Origin of the sequence: Halomonas sp. H5 (assembly GCF_050613175.1) — a bacterium.
Lineage (GTDB): Bacteria > Pseudomonadota > Gammaproteobacteria > Pseudomonadales > Halomonadaceae > Bisbaumannia > Bisbaumannia salifodinae.
This window is the reverse complement of record NZ_CP192510.1, coordinates 1,380,845-1,401,471: the sequence shown is the minus strand read 5'-3', so window position 1 is coordinate 1,401,471 and position 20,627 is coordinate 1,380,845. Positions and strand designations below refer to the sequence as shown.

Annotated in this window: 17 protein-coding genes; 7 read left to right on the top strand and 10 right to left on the bottom strand. The window is 69.8% G+C overall.

What is annotated here, in order from left to right:
- Positions 1–6: 6 nt before the first annotated feature.
- From ACQ1W9_RS06410 to ACQ1W9_RS06380, 7 genes are all read left to right on the top strand, one after another.
- On the top strand, positions 7–1,227 hold the full coding sequence (locus ACQ1W9_RS06410) for a type III PLP-dependent enzyme (protein WP_431025852.1): 1,221 nt from the start codon (positions 7–9) through the stop codon (positions 1,225–1,227).
- Positions 1,227–2,006, top strand: a complete 780-nt coding sequence (locus ACQ1W9_RS06405) for an HpcH/HpaI aldolase family protein (RefSeq protein WP_431025851.1) — start codon at positions 1,227–1,229, stop codon at positions 2,004–2,006. The genes ACQ1W9_RS06410 and ACQ1W9_RS06405 overlap by 1 nt, the downstream gene beginning before the upstream one ends.
- Positions 2,007–2,192: 186 nt before the next feature.
- On the top strand, positions 2,193–3,197 hold the full coding sequence (locus ACQ1W9_RS06400; protein WP_431025850.1) for an ABC transporter substrate-binding protein: 1,005 nt from the start codon (positions 2,193–2,195) through the stop codon (positions 3,195–3,197).
- Complete coding sequence (locus tag ACQ1W9_RS06395) at positions 3,194–4,213, top strand: FecCD family ABC transporter permease (protein ID WP_431025849.1); 1,020 nt, start codon at positions 3,194–3,196, stop codon at positions 4,211–4,213. The genes ACQ1W9_RS06400 and ACQ1W9_RS06395 overlap by 4 nt, the downstream gene beginning before the upstream one ends.
- Complete coding sequence (locus ACQ1W9_RS06390; protein ID WP_431025848.1) at positions 4,210–5,280, top strand: FecCD family ABC transporter permease; 1,071 nt, start codon at positions 4,210–4,212, stop codon at positions 5,278–5,280. The genes ACQ1W9_RS06395 and ACQ1W9_RS06390 overlap by 4 nt, the downstream gene beginning before the upstream one ends.
- Positions 5,281–5,283: 3 nt before the next feature.
- Entirely contained in the window at positions 5,284–6,141 is an 858-nt protein-coding gene (locus ACQ1W9_RS06385; protein WP_431025847.1) for an ABC transporter ATP-binding protein, read from the top strand.
- Positions 6,142–6,287: 146 nt separating this feature from the next.
- Complete coding sequence (locus ACQ1W9_RS06380; protein WP_431025846.1) at positions 6,288–8,375, top strand: TonB-dependent receptor family protein; 2,088 nt, start codon at positions 6,288–6,290, stop codon at positions 8,373–8,375.
- A gap of 213 nt (positions 8,376–8,588) precedes the next feature.
- Here the strand turns inward: ACQ1W9_RS06380 and ACQ1W9_RS06375 are convergent, their stop codons facing one another.
- From ACQ1W9_RS06375 to ACQ1W9_RS06330, 10 genes are all read right to left on the bottom strand, one after another.
- Positions 8,589–9,287: an RNA polymerase sigma factor FliA gene (locus ACQ1W9_RS06375; protein ID WP_431025845.1), complete on the bottom strand. Its 699-nt coding sequence runs from the start codon at positions 9,285–9,287 to the stop codon at positions 8,589–8,591.
- Positions 9,288–9,478: 191 nt separating this feature from the next.
- Positions 9,479–9,868 carry a flagellar protein FlhE gene (locus tag ACQ1W9_RS06370; protein ID WP_431025844.1) on the bottom strand — a complete coding sequence of 130 codons (390 nt, stop codon included), beginning with the start codon at positions 9,866–9,868 and terminating at the stop codon, positions 9,479–9,481.
- Positions 9,865–10,500 carry a hypothetical protein gene (locus tag ACQ1W9_RS06365; RefSeq protein ID WP_431025843.1) on the bottom strand — a complete coding sequence of 212 codons (636 nt, stop codon included), beginning with the start codon at positions 10,498–10,500 and terminating at the stop codon, positions 9,865–9,867. Before ACQ1W9_RS06365 ends, ACQ1W9_RS06370 begins: the two co-directional genes overlap by 4 nt.
- Positions 10,497–13,052, bottom strand: coding sequence for a flagellar biosynthesis protein FlhF (gene flhF / locus ACQ1W9_RS06360; RefSeq protein WP_431025842.1), 2,556 nt, complete (start codon positions 13,050–13,052; stop codon positions 10,497–10,499). The genes ACQ1W9_RS06365 and flhF overlap by 4 nt, the downstream gene beginning before the upstream one ends.
- A complete protein-coding gene (gene flhA / locus ACQ1W9_RS06355) occupies positions 13,049–15,133 on the bottom strand; it encodes a flagellar biosynthesis protein FlhA (RefSeq protein WP_431025841.1) in 2,085 nt (694 codons plus the stop codon). The genes flhF and flhA overlap by 4 nt, the downstream gene beginning before the upstream one ends.
- Positions 15,130–16,296, bottom strand: coding sequence for a flagellar biosynthesis protein FlhB (gene flhB / locus ACQ1W9_RS06350; RefSeq protein WP_431025840.1), 1,167 nt, complete (start codon positions 16,294–16,296; stop codon positions 15,130–15,132). The genes flhA and flhB overlap by 4 nt, the downstream gene beginning before the upstream one ends.
- Positions 16,297–16,581: 285 nt before the next feature.
- Positions 16,582–17,271, bottom strand: a complete 690-nt coding sequence (gene cheZ, locus ACQ1W9_RS06345) for a protein phosphatase CheZ (RefSeq protein WP_431025839.1) — start codon at positions 17,269–17,271, stop codon at positions 16,582–16,584.
- 35 nt (positions 17,272–17,306) lie between these two features.
- A complete protein-coding gene (gene cheY, locus ACQ1W9_RS06340; protein WP_346063363.1) occupies positions 17,307–17,696 on the bottom strand; it encodes a chemotaxis response regulator CheY in 390 nt (129 codons plus the stop codon).
- 107 nt (positions 17,697–17,803) lie between these two features.
- Positions 17,804–19,492 (bottom strand): methyl-accepting chemotaxis protein, encoded by a 1,689-nt coding sequence (locus tag ACQ1W9_RS06335; protein ID WP_431026416.1) that lies wholly within the window; start codon positions 19,490–19,492, stop codon positions 17,804–17,806.
- Between the two features lie 45 nt (positions 19,493–19,537).
- Positions 19,538–20,602: a protein-glutamate methylesterase/protein-glutamine glutaminase gene (locus ACQ1W9_RS06330; protein WP_346063361.1), complete on the bottom strand. Its 1,065-nt coding sequence runs from the start codon at positions 20,600–20,602 to the stop codon at positions 19,538–19,540.
- Between the last annotated feature and the right edge of the window lie 25 nt (positions 20,603–20,627).

Genomic DNA, 20,627 nt, shown 5'->3' with positions numbered 1-20,627 from the left:
CAACCGATGGAATTTCGACTCGACTCCATGGCCCGTGAAGCGGCCCGCCTGCAGGCGGCGAGCGCCGATCCCCTGTGCGCCTACCTGTATGACCTTCCGGCCCTGCGCCGCCACGTCGAAGGCGTGGTGGCGGCACTGCCCGAACGCTGCGAGATGTTCTACGCCGTCAAGGCCAATGCCGAGGCCCCGATCCTGGATGCCCTCGAGGGCCGCGTGGCCGGCTTCGAGGTCGCCTCCGGCGGTGAGCTGACGCTGATCCGCGAACGCTTCCCCGACGCGCCCCTGCTGTTCGGCGGCCCGGGCAAGCTGGTCTCGGAGCTCTCCCTGGCCCTCGAGCTCGGCGTCGAGCTTATCCATGTGGAGAGCCTGACCGAGCTCGAGCGCCTGGCCCGGCTGCTGGAGGCGGGCGATCGCCACCAGGCCATCCTGCTGCGCATCAACCTGGCCACCGACAGCCTGCCCTCGACGCCCCTGACCATGGGCGGCGTGCCCACCCCCTTCGGCATCGATCCCGACGAGCTGGAGGCCTGCCTCGCCTGCCTCGAACGCCACCCCAGGCTCGAGCTGCGCGGCTTCCACTTCCACCTGATCTCCCATCAACTCGACGCCGAGGCCCAGCTCAGGCTGCTCGGCGACCTCTTCCGGCAGGTCGAGCACTGGCGCGAGCGGTATCGCCTGGACATCGACCAGATCAATGTCGGCGGCGGCATCGGCATCAACTACCGCGAGCCCAGCCAACAATTCGACTGGCCGGGCTTCTGCGCCGGGCTCGCCCGGCGACTCGCCGAGCCGCGCCTGCGGCGCTATCGTATTCGCTTCGAGTGCGGCCGCTACCTGACCGCGCCCTGCGGCTACTACCTGATGGAGGTGATGGACCTGAAGCGCAACCACGGCCAGTGGTTCGCGGTCTGCCGGGGCGGCACCCACCACTTCCGCACCCCGGCGGCGCAGAATCACGACCACCCCTTCGTGCGCCTGCCCGGGCGCGGCGGCGAAGGAAAGGCGCTGGACCACGCCCGGGTCAGCGTCGTCGGCCAGCTCTGCACGCCCAAGGACGTGCTGGCGCGCCAGGTCGCGGTCGAGCGCCTGGCCATCGGCGACATGCTGCTGTTCACCCTGGCCGGCGCCTACGCCTGGAACATCTCCCACCAGCACTTCCTGCGTCACCCGGCGCCGCTTATGCATTTTATCGACGACGAACGCCTCGACGACGAGGAGAACGCCTGATGCTCGGACCCAATCCGCTCAAGCGCCGTCTCGAGCAGGGCGACTGCGTCTACGGCATGCTCAACTCGGTACCGACGCCCTGGCTGGTCGAGATGCTGGGGCATGCGGGCTATGACTTCGTGGTGCTCGACCTGGAGCACCTGAGCGTCAACCCGGAGTCCGTGGAACACATGATCCGTGCCGCCGAGTGCGCCGGCATCGCCCCCCTGGTGCGGGTGCCGGGGGTCGATCCCGGGGCGATCCAGCGCGCCCTGGACGCCGGGGCCATGGGGGTGGTGGTGCCGCGTGTCGAGGATGCCGACCAGGCCCGCCGGGTGGTCGCGGCGGCGCGTTTCCAGCCGCTCGGCCGACGCGGCATCACCGGGGGCCGAACCACCGGCTTCGGGCGCCTGCCCCTCGGCGACTACCTGACACGCGCCAACGACGAGATCCTGGTGGTGGTGATGATCGAGTCCGCCCTCGGGGTGGAGAATATCGACGCCATCGCCGAGGTGGCCGGGGTGGACTGGGTGCTCGAGGGGGCCATGGACCTGGCCCACGACCTGGGGGTCGCCCCGGACACGGGACACCACAGCGTGCGCCAGGCGCTGGACCGGGTCGCCCGGGCCTGCGCCCGGGCGGGACGCCGCTTCTGTGCCATCCCCCGGGCCGAGGGCCAGCACCGCTACTGGCGGGAGCGTGGGGTGGCGACCTTCCTGGTGGGCGAGGACCGCGGCATCCTGTTTCGCCGGCTGCGTGACCTGCGCGCTTCCTTCGATGCAGTGGACCCAGGCGTCTGACGCCGGCTGCGTGACCTGCGCGCGTCCTTCGACGCGGCGGACCCAGGCGCCTGACGCCGGTTGCCGCCATGCCCCACTCCCCGGCCGCCTGCTAGCGCCGGGAAGTGACAACACTAATGCAAACGACTCGCCTTTAGCTTACAATCCTCCGCCATATTTCGCCCACGCTCGATGGAAGGAAGGCGCATGGCACGCGAGTTCACCCCCCGCCCCCCCCGAGCCCGACTCGGCGCCCTCTGCCGTCGAGGGCTCATCGTCCTCGGGCTCGCCGCCCTCAGCGGCGCGGGCCAGGGCGCCCTGGCCGAGGCGCCCGGCACCCCGTCCCCGCTGCGGGATGACCGGGGCACCCCGATCGCGGCCAGAGCGGTCGAGCGGGTCGCGGCCATCTCGACCTTCGCCGCCGACACCCTGGTAGCGCTCGGCGTCTCGCCCATCGGCGCCTCGACCTTCGGCAGCGAGCCACTACCCCGCTATCTCGGCGCCCCGCTAGCCGACACCCTGAGCCTTGGCCAGCGCGCCAGCACCAACCTGGAACGGCTCACCGAACTTTCCCCCGAGCTGATCATCGGCATCCATCGCTACACCGAGCCCCATGCCCGCCAGCTCGAGGCCATCGCCCCCTTCCATGCCTTCGATGTGATCGGCCTGGAGGATAGCCGTCGCGCGGTGACGGGTATCGCCGCGGCACTGGGCAAACGAGCCGAGGGCGAGGCGATGAACCGGGCCTTCGACGCGCATCTCGCCGAACTCGCCGAGCGGGCCCCCGGCGGCGTCAGCGCCATCCTGCTGGCCGGCGCCAGCGAGGCGCCCTTCGCCTATTACGACCACTTCCTGACCGCCACCCTGCTCGAGCGGCTGCAGGCGACCAATGCCGCCGGCCCGTCACCGACCCCGGACCAGGCCATCCCCTTCGGCTACTCGATCAGCCTGGAGCGGCTGCTGGCCCTGGACCCCGAGGTCATCTTCCTGTCCAGCACCGGCAGCCAGCGGGCCTTCGCCAACAACCCGGTATGGCCCCATCTCGAGGCGGTCAGGAACGGCCGGGTCTACGAGGTCGGTCCTCACTGGAAGGAAGGCGGCGGCCCCATCGCGCGCCGCCTGATTGCCGACGAGATGGCCTGGCGTCTCTATCCCGAGACCTTCGCGCGTCCCGAACTGCCGGACGCCATCGCCAGTCACCCTTACCCATGACCACCGCCCTTCCCTCATCGTCGCGCCGCGTGACGCCTCGCGGCCCGCGACTCGCACTTTTCGGCGTCCTGCTCGGCGTCGCCATCGTCGCCACGGGCGTTTTGGCCATGATCATCGGCAGCGTGCCGCTGTCGCTCCATGAGCTGATCGCGGTGGCAACCGGCCGGGGCGAGGGCATGGCGGCGATCCTGGTGCTGGAATTGCGCCTGCCCCGCTTCGTCGCCGGCCTGCTGGTGGGGGCCAGCCTGGGCCTGGCCGGTCAGCTGATGCAGACGGTGACCCGCAACCCCCTGGCCTCTCCCGGCATCACCGGCGTCGTCGCCGGCGCCTCGATGGCGGTGGTCATGGCCCAGGTCGGCTGGCGGGTGGACGCCACCTGGCTCCCCGCCATCGGCATGCTCGGGGGGGCGGGCGCCGCCACCCTGACCTTCCTGCTGGCGGCACGCAGCGGTTTCGCCCCGCTGCTGCTTGCCCTGGCCGGGATGGCGGTCACCGCCCTGGCGTCGGCCCTGGTCACCGCCTTCCTGCTGTTCTCCGGTGCCCAGGCACAGCAACTCTACGGCTGGCTGGCCGGCGGCCTGCAGGGACGCGGCTGGGCCCATGTCGGCCAGCTCCTGCCCTGGGCCCTCGGCGGCCTGGTACTGTCGCTCGCCAGCGGGCGCTGGCTCAACCTGATGCAGCTGGAAGACAGCGTGGCGCGCTCCCTGGGCGGCTCCGTCGGCCTGCTGCGCCTGGGCTTCGTGACGCTGGCCGTGGCACTGACCGCGGCCTCGGTGGCGGTCGCCGGCCCGGTGGCCTTTATCGGCCTGATCGCGCCTCACCTGGTGCGGCTGGTGGCCGGTGTCGATCAGCGCCAGGCCCTGCCGCTGGTGGCCCTGACCGGCGCCCTGCTGGTCTCCCTGAGCGATCTGCTCGCCCGTACCCTGGCGGCGCCCCAGGAGCTGCCGCTGGGGCTGTTCACCGCCCTGATCGGTGGGCCGCTCTTTATCGCCCTGATTCGCGCGAGAACTCCATGACCCTTGCCGCCCGTGCCGCTCCCCCTGCCGCCAGCGCCTCCCCGAGGGGCCGCCTGCGCCTGCTGGTCGCCGTGCTGTTGATCCTGGTGGTCCTGGGCACCCTCGCCAACCTGCTGTTCGGTGCCGTCGCCCTGTCCCCCGGCCGCGTATGGCTGGCCCTGGCCGGCGATCCCGCGGCCCGGGACCCGGTGGCCCGGGACATCGTCTGGAACCTGCGCCTGCCGCGCCTGCTGGTGGGGGCCCTGGTCGGGGTCCACTTCGCCCTCGCCGGCTCGCTGCTCCAGGCGGTCATGCGCAATCCCCTGGCCGATTCCGGGGTGATGGGCATCAATGCCGGCGCGGGCCTGGCGGCGGTACTGGCCTTCGCCGCCGCGGAGCGCCTGGCCGGCGATGGCAACCCCTATCTGCGCGCGGCCCTGAGCCTCGACTGGCTGCCGTTGATCGCCTGCCTCGGTGGGCTGCTGGCGGCGGCCATGGTCTACCGACTGAGCTGGAACCGGGGGGCCACACCGGTGCGGCTGGTATTGTGCGGCATCGCCGTGGCGGGCCTGCTCAGCGCCCTGACCACCGGGGTCCTGGCCGGCTGGGCCCAGGCCACCACCGAGACGGTACTGGCCTGGCTCTCGGGCAGCCTCTACGGTCGCGACTGGGCGCACCTCAGCGCGCTGCTGCCATGGACGGTGGCCGGCCTCCTGCTGCTGCCGGCACTGGTGAGGGGCGGCAACCTGCTGCAATTGGGCGACGATGTCGCCGCCACCCGCGGGCTCGGCGTCGAGCGCTCGCGCTTCGCCCTGCTGCTGGTGGCGGTGCTGTTCGCCGCCAGCGCGGTCGGTATCGCCGGCCCCGTGGGCTTCGTCGGCTTGATCGTCGCCCATCTGGCACGGCTGATGGTCGGCCCCGAGCTCGGGCGTCAGCTTATCGTCAGCCCGCTCTGCGGCGCCCTGCTGGTACTGGCTTCCGACCTGGCCGGCCGAGTCGTGCTGATCCCCGCCGAACTGCCCATCGGCGTGGTCACCTCCCTGCTCGGCGTGCCCTTCTTTCTCGCCCTGTTGTCCAGGAGGTCCTAAGCGATGCCCTCTCCTTCCGCCACGCTGGCGTCCGGCCGGGTCCCAGACGCGCCGCGACTCGCGACCCGCCACCTGCGCCTGGGCTATGCCGACAAGGTCATCGTGCCGGACATGACCCTCGACTTCGAACCGGCCCGTATCCACTGCCTGATCGGCCCCAACGGTTGCGGCAAGAGTACCCTGCTACGCGCCCTGTCCGGCCTGATGCCGCCCCTGGGTGGCGAGGCCCTGCTCGATGGCCGCCCGGTGACCACCTGGCCCCGCCGCCAACTGGCCCAGCGCCTGGCCATGCTGCCCCAGCACCCCCAGGCCCCCGAAGGGCTCAGCGTCGAGCAACTGGTCCGCTATGGCCGCTTTCCCCATCAGCGCCTCTTCGCCTCCCTCGGCGAGCAGGATCATGCCCGGGTGCGCTGGGCGATCCGGGTCACGGGCCTGGCCGGCTACGAGGGTCGCCCGCTGTCGGCGCTGTCCGGCGGCGAGCGCCAGCGGGCCTGGATCGCCCTGTGCCTGGCCCAGCAGGCCGACCTGCTGATCCTCGACGAGCCCACCACCTACCTGGACCTGGGGCATCAGTTGGAGATCCTGGAGCTGCTCCAGGCACTCAACCGCGAGCAGGGGCTCACGGTGATCATGTCGCTGCACGACCTCAACCAGGCGGCCCAGGTGAGTCATCGCCTGATCGCCATGCGCTCGGGGCAACTGGTCCGGGCGGGGACTCCCACCGAGGTGCTGACGGAGCATCTGCTGCTGGATGTCTTCCGTATCCGCGCCCGCATCGTCGACGACACCCCGGCGGCCCAGGAAGGGGCCACCGCCCCCTACTTCGTGGCACTTTCCTCGCTCTCCCCGCCGGCGCTCTAAGCGCTGTCTGAAGAGTCGGCGAGCGCAGGCAGTGTTCAGACAAAACGCAGGAAGGGGCGGATAGGAGCCCTGTACAAGCCCCTTCGCTTAATATACGATTGATAATCCTTATCATTTATATTATTAAATAAAAGACTGGATTCGAAATGCTTCGCTCCCTCCGCAAGACTCCCATCGCGGCCGCCATCGGCCTGACGTCCGCCATGATCGCCGTGGCCGCCCAGGCACAGGACGCGGACCGATCCCAGGACGCCGTGCCCCTCGAGACACTGCTCGTCCAGGGTGACTGGCTCGGCAACCCCACCGAGGAAGAGGTAACGACCTACTCCGGCGCGCGCACGGTGATCGGGCCCGAGCGACTCCACGACAGCGGTGCCCTGAACATCGAGGACGCGATGCGCTCGGTGCCCGGCGTCCAGGTACTCGACGAAACCGGCACCGGCGTGCTGCCCAACATCGGCCTGCGTGGCCTCAATCCGCTGCGCAGCGAACGCCTGAAGATGATGGTGGATGGCTATCCGATCGCCATCGGCCCCTACAGCAACGTGGGGGTCTCGCTGTTCCCGGTGACGCTGCAGGGCATCGACACCATCGATGTGGTGCGGGGCGGCGCGGCGGTGCATTACGGCCCCAACAACGTCGGCGGCGTGGTCAACTTCCTGACCCGGCCGATTCCCGGGGAGGTCGAGCAGACCCTGTCGGAGCGGGTGACCATCGCCGAGGACAGCGGCCACGTCTTCCATGACACCTACTACCGCGTCGGCGGCTTCGTTACCGACGACCTGGCCCTGCAGTTCCAGGCCAATCTCCAGGGCGGCGAGGGCTTCCGCGAGCACTCCGACACCGATGTCCAGAACTTCCAGCTCGACGCCGAGTACTTTATCGACGATCGCAACACCCTGGACGCCAGCCTGCAGTACTACGAGGTCGACGCCGAGCTGCCCGGCGCGCTCAGCCCCGCGGCCTACGCCCGCGACCGCAGCGACTCCCAGCGCCCCCATGACGCCTATGAGGCGGACATGCTGCGCGGCACCCTGGCCTGGACCTTTGCCCCCAGTAACGATGTCGAGTTCACCTGGCGCAACTTCGCCCACCGGGCGGATCGCACCTTCTTCTTCGGCCAGGACCTGGTCAGCGGCGGCCACTGGGCCGATCCTGCGGCGACATCCAGCCATGTGGCCGACTCGCCGCGACTGTTCCGCGTCTGGGGTACCGAACCGCGCCTGACCGTGCGCCAGGGCCTCCACACCGTTACCCTGGGCGCCCGCTACGTCAGCGAGGAGGTCGACTTCGACGTCAATCGCGAGAACCTCGGCGACGGCAGCCATGGCGAGGTGCGCCGCTGGGATCTCGAGACCGACGCCGTGGCGCTCTATGCCAGCGATACCCTGAGCCTGATGGACGGCCGGCTGGAGGTCACCCCCGGGGTGCGCTATGAAGATGTGCGCATGGACTTCTATGACGCACTTAGTGACACCTCCGCGACCAACGACACCGACGAGCTGCTGCCGGGGCTGACGGTGGGCTTCGCCGCCACCGACGAGGTCTTCCTGTTCGCCAACGCCCAGAAGTCGCTGGTGCCGGTACAGATCGCCCAGGCCACCCGCGACGGCGATGTGGCCAACGAGACCGCCTGGAACTATGAGCTGGGCGCGCGTGTCGAGGTAACCCCGACCCTCTCTGCGTCGGCGACCCTGTTCCGCATCGACTACGAGGACCAGATCCAGTTCGACAAGGCCGGCGACCGCTATGTCAACCTGGGCGAGACCCGTCACGAAGGCATCGAGCTCGAGGCCGACTGGCGGGCCACCGAGCGCCTGTCGCTGGGCCTGGGCTACACCCACCTGTCGAGCGAGCAACGCAGCGGCGACCATGCCGGCAACGACCTGCCCAATGCACCGCGGCATCATATCCATGCCGACGCCCGCTACGCGATGGACCAGTGGCTGGCGAGCCTGAGCGTCAACCGGGTCAGCGACAGCTTCAGCGACGCCGCCAATACCACGGACGAAAGCGCCAATGGCGATGCCGGCGAACTGCCCGCCTACACCCTGGTCAATGCCCGCATCGGCCGCGATTTCCGGCTGAGTGCCGATACCACCCTCAACCTGGGCCTCTCGGCCACCAACCTGCTCGACGACGACGCCTACTTCCGCGGCTCCGACGTCAGCCCGGTGGGGCGCATCCCGATGCCGGGACGGGCGTATATGCTGGAGGGGCGGCTCGAGTTCTAACCGTCGCCCCACTCGCGTGATCCACGCCTATCACCAGCGGCGGCCTTCGGGCCGCCGTTCTTATGAGAGGGTGGCGATATCGAGAGACGGTATCCACGCCAGCTATCACTGAGTCGGAGATTCTCAATAAAAAAGCCCGCTGCCGAGGCAGCGGGAGGCCTAGGGAAAGCGTGGGCCAGCGGCCCGATGATGCTTCGGCCAGCGAGGCGATAACTACTCCTCGGCGAGACGCGCCCTCAAACGGCCGATGGCCTGGCTATGCAGCTGGCAGACCCGGGATTCGGTAACGCCCAGCACGGCGCCGATCTCCTTGAGGTTGAGCTCTTCCTGGTAATACAGCGCCATCAGCAGCTTCTCCCGCTCCGGCAGCGCCTCGATGCCCGCCACCAGGCGCTCGCGGCGCTCGCCGCCCAGCAGTGCCAGGAAGGGCGAGGCGCCCTCCTCCTCGGCGCTGGGCTCCTGCCCTTCCGCCACCAGCTCCTCGAAGGGCAGCAGATGGCCGTTGTTGGTGTCACCCAGCAGCTGATGGTAGGTCTCCAGGCCGATCTCCAGGTCCTCGGCGATCTCGCGCTCCTCGGGGGGGCGCCCCAACGCCTGCTCCAGGCGCCGGATGCTGGCATCCAGGGCCCGGGCGTTACGCCGCACGCTGCGCGGCAGCCAGTCGCGGCTGCGCAGCTCGTCGATCATGGCGCCGCGAATCCGCTGGCTGGCGAAGGTGGTGAAGGTGGCCCCCGCCGAGGCGTCATAGCGCCCCATGGCGTCCAGCAGCCCCATCATGCCGGCCTGAATCAGGTCATCCAGCTCGATGCCCGCCGGCAGCCGTACCTGCAGGGTCAGGGCCTGACGCCTTACCACCGGCAGATACTGCTCGACGAGCGCACCCTGATCGATCTTGCCCTGTGCCGTGTACATGCCTCGCCTCGAACTGGAAGGTCTTCTCACCCGGTCGATGGTACCGACCGACTCTCTCCTATTATTGGGGCCCGCTTGCTTCGGAAAGGCGGGAATAGCCGGCAACTCCATCGGTTATTCCGGCGATCCCACGAAAGCCGACGATCGGCCGAGTTTCGCGATGACTTATCATGGCGACTTATCACGGCGACTCAGCGATAGTCGATGATCAGTTGGATGCCGCCGAGGGTCAGGGCCCCGCGCCGCCCCGGGGGCAGTCGCCCGTGAAGCCGCAGGGGACGGTCCGCGGCGGCCCCGTCCATGGCCTCGCTAATGCCTCGGGCAGCCGTCAGCGGCACACAGCGATTCCCCTGGCAGAGGCGCAGGGCCGGCAAATCCCCCGGCGGTGCCTCGAAGCGCCAGCGCACCCGGGTGATCTCGGCGCCGGCGGGGACCACCGCCGGGGGGATCAAGGGCGCCGAGACGCTGTCCCGGTCGACCAGCGAGATGCGCAGCGCCGGCGGCTCGGACACCCAACTGCCGGACGCGGCGGCCTGGCCGGCGATCAGCAGGGCGAGCAGCGCCGCCGGCCAGCGCCTCATGGGGCAATCACCAGCAGCTCGATGCCCAGGCCGGCGGCCACCCGGGCGAGGTTGTCCGGCAGTCCCCGCCGGGAGCGCGCCCCCGGTGAGAGCAGCAGCAGGCGTCGCGGCCCGGGTACCCGACTCAGGGCCATCAGCAGGCGATAGCCGCGGCGGAAGGCCTCGGGGCCGGGCGCCACCCAGAGCGCCCAGTGGCCACCAGCGGGATGACCCGCTATCGACGCCGGCGTCACCGACTCCAGGTGCCAATCGTCGGGGGCGCCGACCCAGCCCCAGCCCCGGGCGGCCCAGGCGGCCAGCAAGCCACGGGCCCGGGGTAACTCATCGGCGGAGAGTCCCAGCACCCGCAGATGGCGAGACGGGGTGGGCCTGGGCGACCTCGCCATAGCCGCCCTCCCGGTACGGGCCGCCTCGACCGGCGATGCTTCTCCCCGTGCCCTCGGTGCCGATGATTCATCTGCCGGCGGTTTCGGTGCCGGCGACGCCGGTACCAGCGCCTTCTCTTCCAGGGCGATCTCGATCAGCGCCTTGGCGATCGCCGTTTCGCGATCGTCTCGTGACGATGTCGCCGCCTCGGACGCCCCCTGAACCTCGGCCCAGCGCCGCAGGCCCTGGGCCTGATCGCTGCTCATGGCGCCACCTCCAGTCCCAGGGCCAGACTACGCAGGGCCTCGCGGGCCGCCAACAGCTGCACCAGGCCATCCAGTAGCCGGCCGGCGCTACGGCTGCGTCGCCCGCCCTGCAGGGCCAATAGCTCGCCGCGCAGGTCCTGGGCCCAGGTCGCCTCGCCCTGTTCCAGGCTCAACGCCAGGCCGGCCAGGCCGGCGGCCAGGGTCAGGCGCAGCTGGGGCTCCAGGGTCTCGAGCCCCGCCTCCGGCAACTGCTGCCAGGCGCGCCGGGTGAGGCGCTCCAGGGACTCCAGGGCCAACTGCTGACGCAGCAGCCCCAGGGCATCCCACTCCAGCCAGGCCGGCGACAGCCAGTAGCGCTGCCCGAGTGCGCGGCCGGCGTCGTCCTTGAGCACGCCGATCCAGGCCCAGAGGGCGCGATCCTCCTGGCGGCGGCTGCCCGCCGGCGAGGCCGCCACCGGCAGCTGATGCAATTCGAGGCTCGCCGGCCCCTGGCGATGGCGGCACGGCAGCGGCGTCAGGGCCTCGCCCTGCCCCGCCAGCTCGCCGAGCGCCAGGCGCTCGCCCCGGTGCCAGACCCGGGCACTGCCCTGGGCCTGGGCCAGCCAGGGATGGACCCGTTCGCCCAGCCAGTTCCAGGCCTCGCGGCCGGGCAGCCCGGGCAGCAGGTGGGCGCCGACGCCCAGCCCATCGGCCCAGGCCAGGCGTTCCTGCTCGCCGGCGGGTTGGCGATGCTGCAGGCTGGGCAGGCCCAGGCCGAGCCCCTGGGGGGTCAGACGCAGATCGGGCTGACGCCAGCCCTGGGCCTGGGGGCGCCGCCGCGCCCAGCGCATCAGCGCCTGGGGCGCCGCGCTCTCCCCCGCCTCGAAGCGGCCCCAGAGGCGCTCCAGCGCCTCGGTTTGTCGAGCCAGGGGCAAGCCGCCGGCCTGCCAGGCCTCGGCCAGGGGCAGGAAGGCGGGCAAGCTGGCCTGCAGGCGCTGCCAGGCGGCGCCGAGGGCGCGGCTCTGGCCGGCCAGCTCCTGGGACCAACTGGCCAATCGCGGCAACTCCGCGGCCACCCGGCCCTGGCTGGGCGACGCCTCGGCGGTGGCGAGTGCCGCCTCCACCAGGGCCTGGCCATCGGCGCGGGCCATGTCCTCGGGCACCTGCTGACCATGGCAGACGAAGTTGAGGCGCAGGCCGTGGCGAATCAGTGCATCCAGCAGCGGGCCGAGACGCGCCGCCTCGTCCTGCTTGGTCAGGATCACCTCCTCGAGGCGTGCCCCCGCCGCCTGGGCGGCGCGGCGGTAGGTGAGGACGATCTCCTCCAGGGTCTCCCCCTGGCTGGTGGCGCTGAGCATCAGCATCAGGCGCACCCGGCGCTCGCCCCGCTGCAGCCGCGCCACCTGATCCACCAGGCGCTGGTCGCGCTGGCTCATGCCCACGGTATCGATGATCACCAGGGCCTTGTCGGCCAGGCGCTCGAGCAGCCCCTCCAGGGGCGTCTCGGCGTCCAGGGCGTGGACCTCCACGCCGAGCAGATCGGCGTAGATGCGCAGCTGCTCGTGGGCACCGATGCGGTAGCTGTCGGTGGTCACCAGGGCCAACCCCTCGGGGCCGTGGCGCATCACATAGCGGGCCGCCAGCTTGGCGGTGGTGGTGGTCTTGCCGACTCCGGTGGGCCCCACCAGGGCCAGCACCCCGGCCTCGGCGAACAGGCTCGCCTCCTCCTCCCGGGTGGTCAGCCGCGAGGCCAGGGTACGCTTGAGCCAGGCCTGCACCGGCTCGGCCTCGGCGTCGTCCAGGGCCAGCTCGGTGGGCAGGCTGGCCAGCAACTCGCTGATCAGGGCATGGCCGAAGCCCGCCGCCACCAGTTGGCGCTGCAGGCCCTGGAGGGCGCCGGGGCGCCCCTGCCGGGCCGGCGGCTCCCGGGTCAGCAGCTGGCGCATATCCTGCACCTCGCTAAGCAGGCGCTGACTCAGGGCAATAAAATCGGCCTCCTGCCCGGCTGACTGAAGCAGGTCGGCGTCCCCGGCGGCCGGGGCCGTGGAATAGCCGGCCGGCTCCGGGGCCGCTTGATAGGCGGCCCGGGCGCGACTTAGCGGCCGGGGCGGCGGCGTCTCTTGGTTGATTTCCGGACCGTCGGCGTTCGCCTCATCAGGAGGCAGGCCAACCCCATGACGGGCCGCCAGGGCTTGGGCCCGAAGGGAATCGTCGCCGGAGCCCGGCGAGCCACCGGTCCCTGCCGGCGTCTCGGATAGGCTAACGCCGCTGCGCGCCGCCAGCGCTTGCGCGAAACTCGCCGGGCTGCGTCCGGCGGGCAGGCTAAAGCCCGCCTCCGGTTCGGTCGCCGCCTGCCGATACGCCGGTGTTTCCGGCCGCGCGTCGTTATTCGGGCTCGGCGCCTGGCGCTCGGCGGCCTCTTGCCGGGCCGCCTCGGCCTCCGCCATGGCCAGGATCTCGACGCCCGCCTCGGTGCGCCGATTGGCCAGGATCAGGGCATCATCGCCGAGGGCGCTGCGCACCCGGCGCATCGCCTCGCGCACATTGGCGCCCAGGAAGCGGGTCACGCTCATCCATTACCTCCCACCAGACTGGTGACTCTCAGGGTGCGATCATCGGGAATCTCGGCCTGGGACATCACCACCAGGTGGCGCAGGCGGCGGCGCAGGAAGCGCGCCAGCACCGGGCGCAGGCCGTGCTGCACCACCAGCACCGGCGGCTCGCCCTTGGCCTCCTGGCGCTCCAGGGCCTGCTCGGCCTGGGTCATCAGGGTCTCCGCCAGACCCGGTTCCAGGGCACCGCTGCCGTTCATCGCCTGCAGCAGCACCTGCTCCAACTGGGCATCGAGGCCGATCACATGCAGCTCATCCTGGCCCGGGAACCACTGCTGGGTGATGGCCCGCCCCAGGCTGACCCGCACCAGGCCGGTGAGCTCGCCCACGTCCTGCTGCTGGGGGGCATGCTCGGCCAGGGTATCGAGGATGGTGCGCAGGTCGCGGATCGATACCTCCTCGTCGAGCAGCTGCTGCAGCAGCCGCTGCAGCACGGTGAGGCTGATCGCCTTGGGCACCACTTCCTCCACCAGCGGCTTGTGCTCATCGCCCAGCTTGTCGAGCAACTGCTGCACCTCGCCGCGGCCGAGCATCTCGGCGGCGTGTTGATGCAGCAGGTGATTGAGGTGGGTGGCCACCACGGTGCCGGCATCCACCACCGTATAGCCATAGACCTGGGCGTGCTCCCGCTGGCCACCGTCGATCCACACCGCCGGCAGGCCGAAGGCGGGATCCTCGGTGACGGTGCCGTCGAGCTGGCCCGAGACCTGGCCCGGATCGATGGCCAGCCACTTGCCGGGGTAGGCCTCGGCGCGGCCGATCTCCACCCCCTTGAGGGTAATCACATAGGTGTTGGGGCCCAGCTCCAGGTTATCGCGGATATGTACCACCGGCGGCAGGAAGCCCACCTCCTGGGCGAACTTCTTGCGCACGCTCTTGATGCGCCCCAAGAGCTCGCCGTCCTGGCGCTGGTCGACCAGGGGAATCAGCCGATGCCCCACCTCCAGGCCCAGGGTATCGACCAGTTGCACATCGTCCCAGCTCGCCTCCGGGGCCTCCTGGGGCGCCGGCGGCGGGGCGCTCTCCGCCTGCTGCACCAGGGCCTCCTGCTGGCGCTTGATCAGCAGCCAGGCCAGGCCGCCCAGCAGGGCGGTGAAGACCAGGAAGACGAAGTTGGGCATGCCCGGCACCAGGCCCAGCAGGCCCATCACGCAGGCGGCCAGGATCATCACCTGGGGGTTGACGAACAGCTGGCTGATCATCTGCTGGCCCACGTCCTGGTCGGTGGTGACCCGGGACACGGTGACGCCGGCGGCGGTGGAGATCACCAGGGCGGGAATCTGCGCCACCAGGCCGTCGCCGATGGTCATCAGGGTATAGGTGCGGGCGGCGTCGGCGAAGGCCATGTCGTGCTGCAGCATGCCGATCAGCAGGCCGCCGATCACATTGACCACCATGATCACCAGGCCGGCCATGGCGTCGCCGCGCACGAACTTGCTGGCCCCGTCCATGGAGCCGTAGAAGTCGGCCTCCTGGGACACCTCGGCGCGACGCTTCCTGGCATCCTCCTCGCCGATCAGGCCGGCATTGAGGTCGGCATCGATGGCCATCTGCTTGCCGGGCATGGCGTCGAGCATAAAGCGTGCGCCCACTTCGGCGATCCGCCCGGCGCCCTTGGTGATGACCATGAAGTTGATCACCACCAGGATGGCGAAGACCACCAGGCCCACGGCGAAGTTGCCGCCGATCAGGAACTGACCGAAGGCCTCGATCACCTTGCCGGCGGCATCGCCGCCCTGGTGCCCCTCCATCAGGATCACCCGGGTCGAGGCCACGTTGAGGGAGAGCCGCAGCAGGGTGGTAAACAGCAGCACCGCGGGGAAGGCGGCGAAATCCAGCGGCTGACGGGTAAACATGCTGACCAGCAGCACCATCACCGCCAGGGCGATATTGAAGGTAAAGAAGAGATCCAGGGCGAAGGGCGGTAGCGGCAGGATCAGCATCGCCATCACCAGCAGGATCAACAAGGGCCCCGCCAGCAGCTTCATCTGCACATTGTTCGCCCAGTCGTAGCGACCCAGGTAATCGTTCAGCGCTCTCATCGAGGCTCCTCACTTGATGGCGACCCCGGGGGGACGGCCAGTTCATCCGGCACCGGCAGGTCGGTGGGGCGCGGCGGCGCCGGCTCGCCGCTGGCGTCGGCCCGCTTGAGGTTGAAGGCCCAGGCCATCACCTCGGCCACCGCGGTATACAGCGCCACCGGGATCTCGGCCTCGAGATCCACATGGCGGTAGAGGGCCCGGGCCAGGGGCGGCGCCTCCAGGCGCGGTATGCGATGCTCATCACCCAGCTCGCGAATGCGCTGCGCCACCGCATCGACGCCCTTGGCCACCACCCGGGGGGCCCCCATGCCGCCCTCCTCATAGCGCAGCGCCACCGCGTAGTGACTGGGGTTGGTGACGATCACATCGGCCTGGGGCACCTCGCTCATCATGCGGCCCCGGGCCATGGCCTGCTGCTGCTGACGAATCCGCGCCTTGACGTGGGGGTCGCCCTCCGACTCCTTGTGCTCGCGCTTGACCTCTTCCTTGGACATGCGCAGCTTCTTGGCATGGCTCCATAGCTGGTAGGGCACGTCGATCAGGATCACCACCAGCAGCGTCAGCACGATCAATCCCGCGGCCAGCGCCGCCAGGCGCAGGGCGCTGGCCAGGGCCTGCTGGATCGGCTGGTCCATCAGCGCCAGGAACTGCCCCTTGGTGCTCCACAGGAAGGCCACCGCCACGCCGCCCACCAACAGCGACTTGGCGATCGCCTTGGCCAGCTCCACCAGGGCCTGGACGCCGAAGATGCGCTTGAGCCCCTTGAAGAGGTTGAGTTTGCTGAGCTGGGGCTTGAGGGACTTGGCGGAGATCAGCCAGCCACCGAGCAGCGCCGGCGCCACCAGGGCCACCACGGTCAACAGCAGGAAGAGCGGCAGCAGCGCCAGCAGGGTGCGTTCGCCCAGGGTCCAGGCGTGGCTGAGCATCGGCATGGTTTCGAAGGCGTGGCGTCGTTCGAAGAGGAAGGCCTGCTCCATCACCAGGCCGAGCTGGCCGTAGAGCATCTCGCCCAGGGTCCAGAAACCGATCACCCCCGCCAGCAGCAACATAAAGGTGGTGAGCTCGCGGGAACGGGCGACCTGCCCCTCCTCCCGGGACTTCTCCCGGCGTCGTGGCGTCGCCTCTTCGGTCTTTTCCTGGTCGTCGTTGCTGCCCTCGGCCATGGCCCGTCCCGTTGCTCACGGACAGCTCCACTGCCCGGGCCCCATTGTGGGCAAGGGGGGAAAGGGGCGATACGCCAAAAAGCGCGGTCAATCGTGGCCTTATCCACGACTACCGAACATCTTGATGAAAAGAGATTCTGGGGCCCGGGGCTTTCCTGGGGTCAAGCCGTCGCGGGGCGCTGTGAACCCGTCCCTGGGCGCTACTTTTGCCATCCATGGCAAAAAACCCCCGCTCCGTCCCGCCCCCAGCGCCCCTAAGCAAAGTTGCCTCGATAAGTGGGTCAGTCAGAAGCCCAGTTCGTCGAGCAGGTCGTCCACCTGGTCCTGGCTGGTGACGATATCGGTGCCCTCCGGCTTGATCTGGGGCCCGTTGAGCAGCGATTCCTCGCGCTTCTTGGCGTCGGCCTCCCACTGGCCGGCGGCGCGCCGCTGCATGGCCTCGCGCTCCTCGCCATCCGGCACCGTGTCCAGCAGCACCTGCACCAGCTGGTGCTCGATCTCGCGGATCACGTCCATCATCTTCTTGATGACCTGGCCGGTGAGGTCCTGGAAGTCCTGGGCCATCATGATCTCGAGGAGCTCCTTGTTGGTGGCCTGGGTCACCTCCGGCACCGCGCCCAGGTAGTGGCGCGTCTCGCGCACCAGCGCCTTGGCCTGATCGAGCTCCATGGGGTGCTCGAACCACTCGGCCCAGCGCTTGTCCAGGGCCTCGGCCTCGCTGCCCAGCTGGTCCTGCAGGGGCTGGGCCCGGTCGATGGCGTTCAGCGCCCGCTCCGCGGCCTGCTCGGTCATATTGGCCACGTAGTTGAGGCGGTCCCGGGCGTCGGGAATCGCCTCGGCGGCCTTTTCGATCTCCTTGTCGAGCCCCAGTTCCCGCATGCTGTCCCGCAGCATGCGGGTCAGAGAGCCGATGCGCTGAATCAGTTCATCGGGAGCACCCTGCTGGGCCGACCCTTGGGAAGCCTCACCGCTCATTCGCATCTCCTATGGGGGATATCGCCCCGGTCTCGTTACTTGCCCAGCTTCTCGAAGATCTTGTTGAGCTTCTCTTCCAGGGTCGCCGAGGTGAACGGCTTGACCACGTAGCCATTGGCGCCGGCCTGGGCGGCGGCGATGATGTTCTCCTTCTTGGCCTCGGCGGTGACCATCAGCACCGGCAGGGACTTGAGGGCATCATCGGCGCGGATCTGCTTGAGCATCTCCAGGCCATCCATATTGGGCATGTTCCAGTCGGAGACGACGAACTCGAAGCCGCCGCCGCGCAGCTTGCTCAGGGCGTCCTGGCCATCCTCGGCCTCGTCCACGTTGGTGAAGCCCAATTCCTTGAGCAGGCTACGCACGATGCGGCGCATGGTGGGGAAGTCGTCGACCACCAAAATGCTCATATTCTTGTCGGCCATTACCTTTCCTCGTTACTGCTTGGCTATCGATCGATGGCGACCGGCGAACCGGTCGTCAGGGAACACTACTGCGCTTTTTCATTGTCCCGGCGGCCCGGCCGCCGGGGTCAGAATTCTTCCCAGTCGTCCTCGGTCAGGGCCTTCTGATGCCGGGGGCCGGGGCGGGCCGGCAGCGAGCGGGCGGCGCCGGGTGCCGGCGTGGCCCGCTCGGCCCGGGGTGCCGGCATGGCGGCGTCGCCCTGGGCCAGGCGGAACAGGGCCACCGCCCGCTCCAGCCGCGAGGCCTGATCCTCCAGGGAGGCGGCAGCGGCGGCGGCCTGCTGCACCAGGGAGGCGTTCTGCTGGGTCACCTCGTCCATCTGCGTCACCGCCTGGCCGACCTGCTCGATGCCGTCGCTCTGCTCCTGGGAGGCGGCGGAGATCTCGTCCATGATATCGGTGACCCGTTTCACCGCCGCCACCACCTCCTGCATGGTGGCGCCGGCCTGTTCCACCAGGCTGGAGCCCTCCTGCACCTGAGCCACCGAGCCGTCGATCAGCGCCTTGATCTCCTTGGCCGCGTCCGCCGAGCGGCTGGCCAGGTTGCGCACCTCGCCGGCCACCACCGCGAAGCCGCGGCCCTGCTCGCCGGCCCGGGCCGCCTCCACCGAGGCGTTGAGCGCCAGGATATTGGTCTGGAAGGCGATGGAATCGATCACCCCGGTGATATCCGCCACCTTCTGGGAGCTGTCGGCGATGCCATGCATGGTGGTCACCACCCGCTGCACCACCTCGCCGCCGCGCTCGGCGGTGCTGGAGGCCTCCCGGGCCAGGCCGCTGGCCTGGCGGGCATTGTCGGCGTTCTGCTTCACCGTGGCGGTGAGCTCCTCCATGCTCGAGGCGGTCTCCTCCAGGGAGGCGGCCTGCTGCTCGGTGCGCGAAGAGAGATCGGCATTGCCGCTGGCGATCTCGCGGGTGCCGCCATGGATGGCGGCACTGCTGTCGCGCACCGTGCCCACGGTGCGGGCCAGGCCCTGCTGCATCTCGCGCATGGCGGCGAACAGCTCGCCGATCTCGTTGCGGCTAAGCACCTTGATCTCCCCGGAGAGATCGGCCTTGGCGATGCGCTTGAGGCTCTCCACCGCCTGCCCCAGGGGGCGAATCACGATCCGGCGCAGGCTGAGGTAGAGCATCACCAGCATCACGCCGGTGGCCAGCACCACCGCCAGGCCGATCCAGGCGAAGCGGCTGGAACGCGCCCCGTAGTCATGCATCAGCGCCTGGTTGCGGCGAAAACCGTAGTCGGAGAAGGCGGCGGCGCTCGCCTCCAGGGCCTCGCTCGGGGCTACCAGGGCTTCGCGCCGCGCCTCGAAGTCGCCAAGCTCCCCACGGATCAGCGCCTGATGCTGGCGCTGCACCAGCGTCAACAGGTTCGAGAACTCTCGCTCCAGGGCCGCCGCCAGCTCCTCGCCCTGGGGCGTCTTGGGCGTGGCCACGAAGTTGTTGAAGTGCTCCTCGGCCCGCTCCAGCAGCTCGCCGCCACGGTCGAGCCCCTGCTCGGCCTCGGCCTGTCGAGACTGGTGGAGGTGGCTGGCGGCGCCGCCCAGCTCGACCCGCGCCTGGAAGAGCAGGCCCTCGGCGCGGTTGACTTCGTTGAGCTGCTCGACGCTGATCTGATAGAGGGTCCGCAGGGTGCGGTCGGCATTGCGATCCACCAGCCCCCCCATCAGCGCCACGCTGCCGAAGAAGACCACGAAGCAGGCCAGTACGCCGATCATGGCTCCGTGGATACTTATCCTGCGCAATACTCCGAGCATCATTAGCCCCTCGCTTTTTTGGAATTATATCAAGGCGTTGCCCCACTAGACTCGCTGGGCGCGCCCGGAGGCGGCCACCAGGGCCATCAGCCGGGGCGCCATCTCGTCCAGGCTCACCACCTCGGCGGCGCCGCCGATGGCGATCGCCTCCCGGGGCATGCCGAAGACCACGCAACTGGCCTCGTCCTGGGCCAGGGTCACCGCCCCAGCCTGGCGCATCTCCAGGAGCCCCTGGGCACCGTCCTTGCCCATGCCAGTGAGCAGGGCGCCGATGGCGTTGCGACCGGCCTGCTGGGCGGCGGAATGGAACAGCACGTCCACCGAGGGGCGATGGCGATTGACCGGCGGGCCGCCATCCAGGTGCACCACATAGTTGGCGCCGCTGCGGGCCAGTTGCAGGTGGGCGTCCCCCGGGGCGATATAGGCGTGCCCCGGCAGGATGCGCTCGCCATCCTCGGCCTCCTTGACGCGGATGCGGCATAGGCGATCGAGGCGCTCGGCGAAGGAGCGGGTGAAACCGCCGGGCATATGCTGGGCAATCAGGATCGCCGGGGCATTGGCCGGCAAGGGCTCCAGCACCTGGCGAATCGCCTCGGTGCCGCCGGTGGAGGCGCCGATGATCAGCAGCTTCTCGCTGGACACCAGCGGCGCCTTGAGGGCCGCCGGGCGTGGCGCCGAGGCGTCGCGGCGCGCCTGGCGGGGCCGCGAGCGGGCCGCCGCGCGCAGCTTCTCGGCGATCTCCTCGCCATACTCGAGCATGTTCTGGCGGATGCCCATCTGCGGCTTGGCGACGAAGTCCAGGGCGCCCAGTTCCAGGGCACGCAGGGTGATCTCGGAGCCGGCCTGGGTCAGCGACGAGACCATCAGCACCGGCATCGGCCTCAGGCGCATCAGACGCTCGAGGAAGTCGAGGCCGTCCATGCGCGGCATCTCCACGTCCAGGGTCAGGACATCCGGGTTGTGCTGCTTGATCAGATCCCGGGCCACCAGGGGGTTAGGGGCCACGGCCACCACTTCCATGTCGGGCTGGTGATTGATGATCTCGGTGAGGAGCTCACGGATCAGCGCCGAGTCATCGACGCACAGCACCTTGATCTTGGCTGCACTCAAGGCAGTCCTCCTTGGCTGGGGCGTC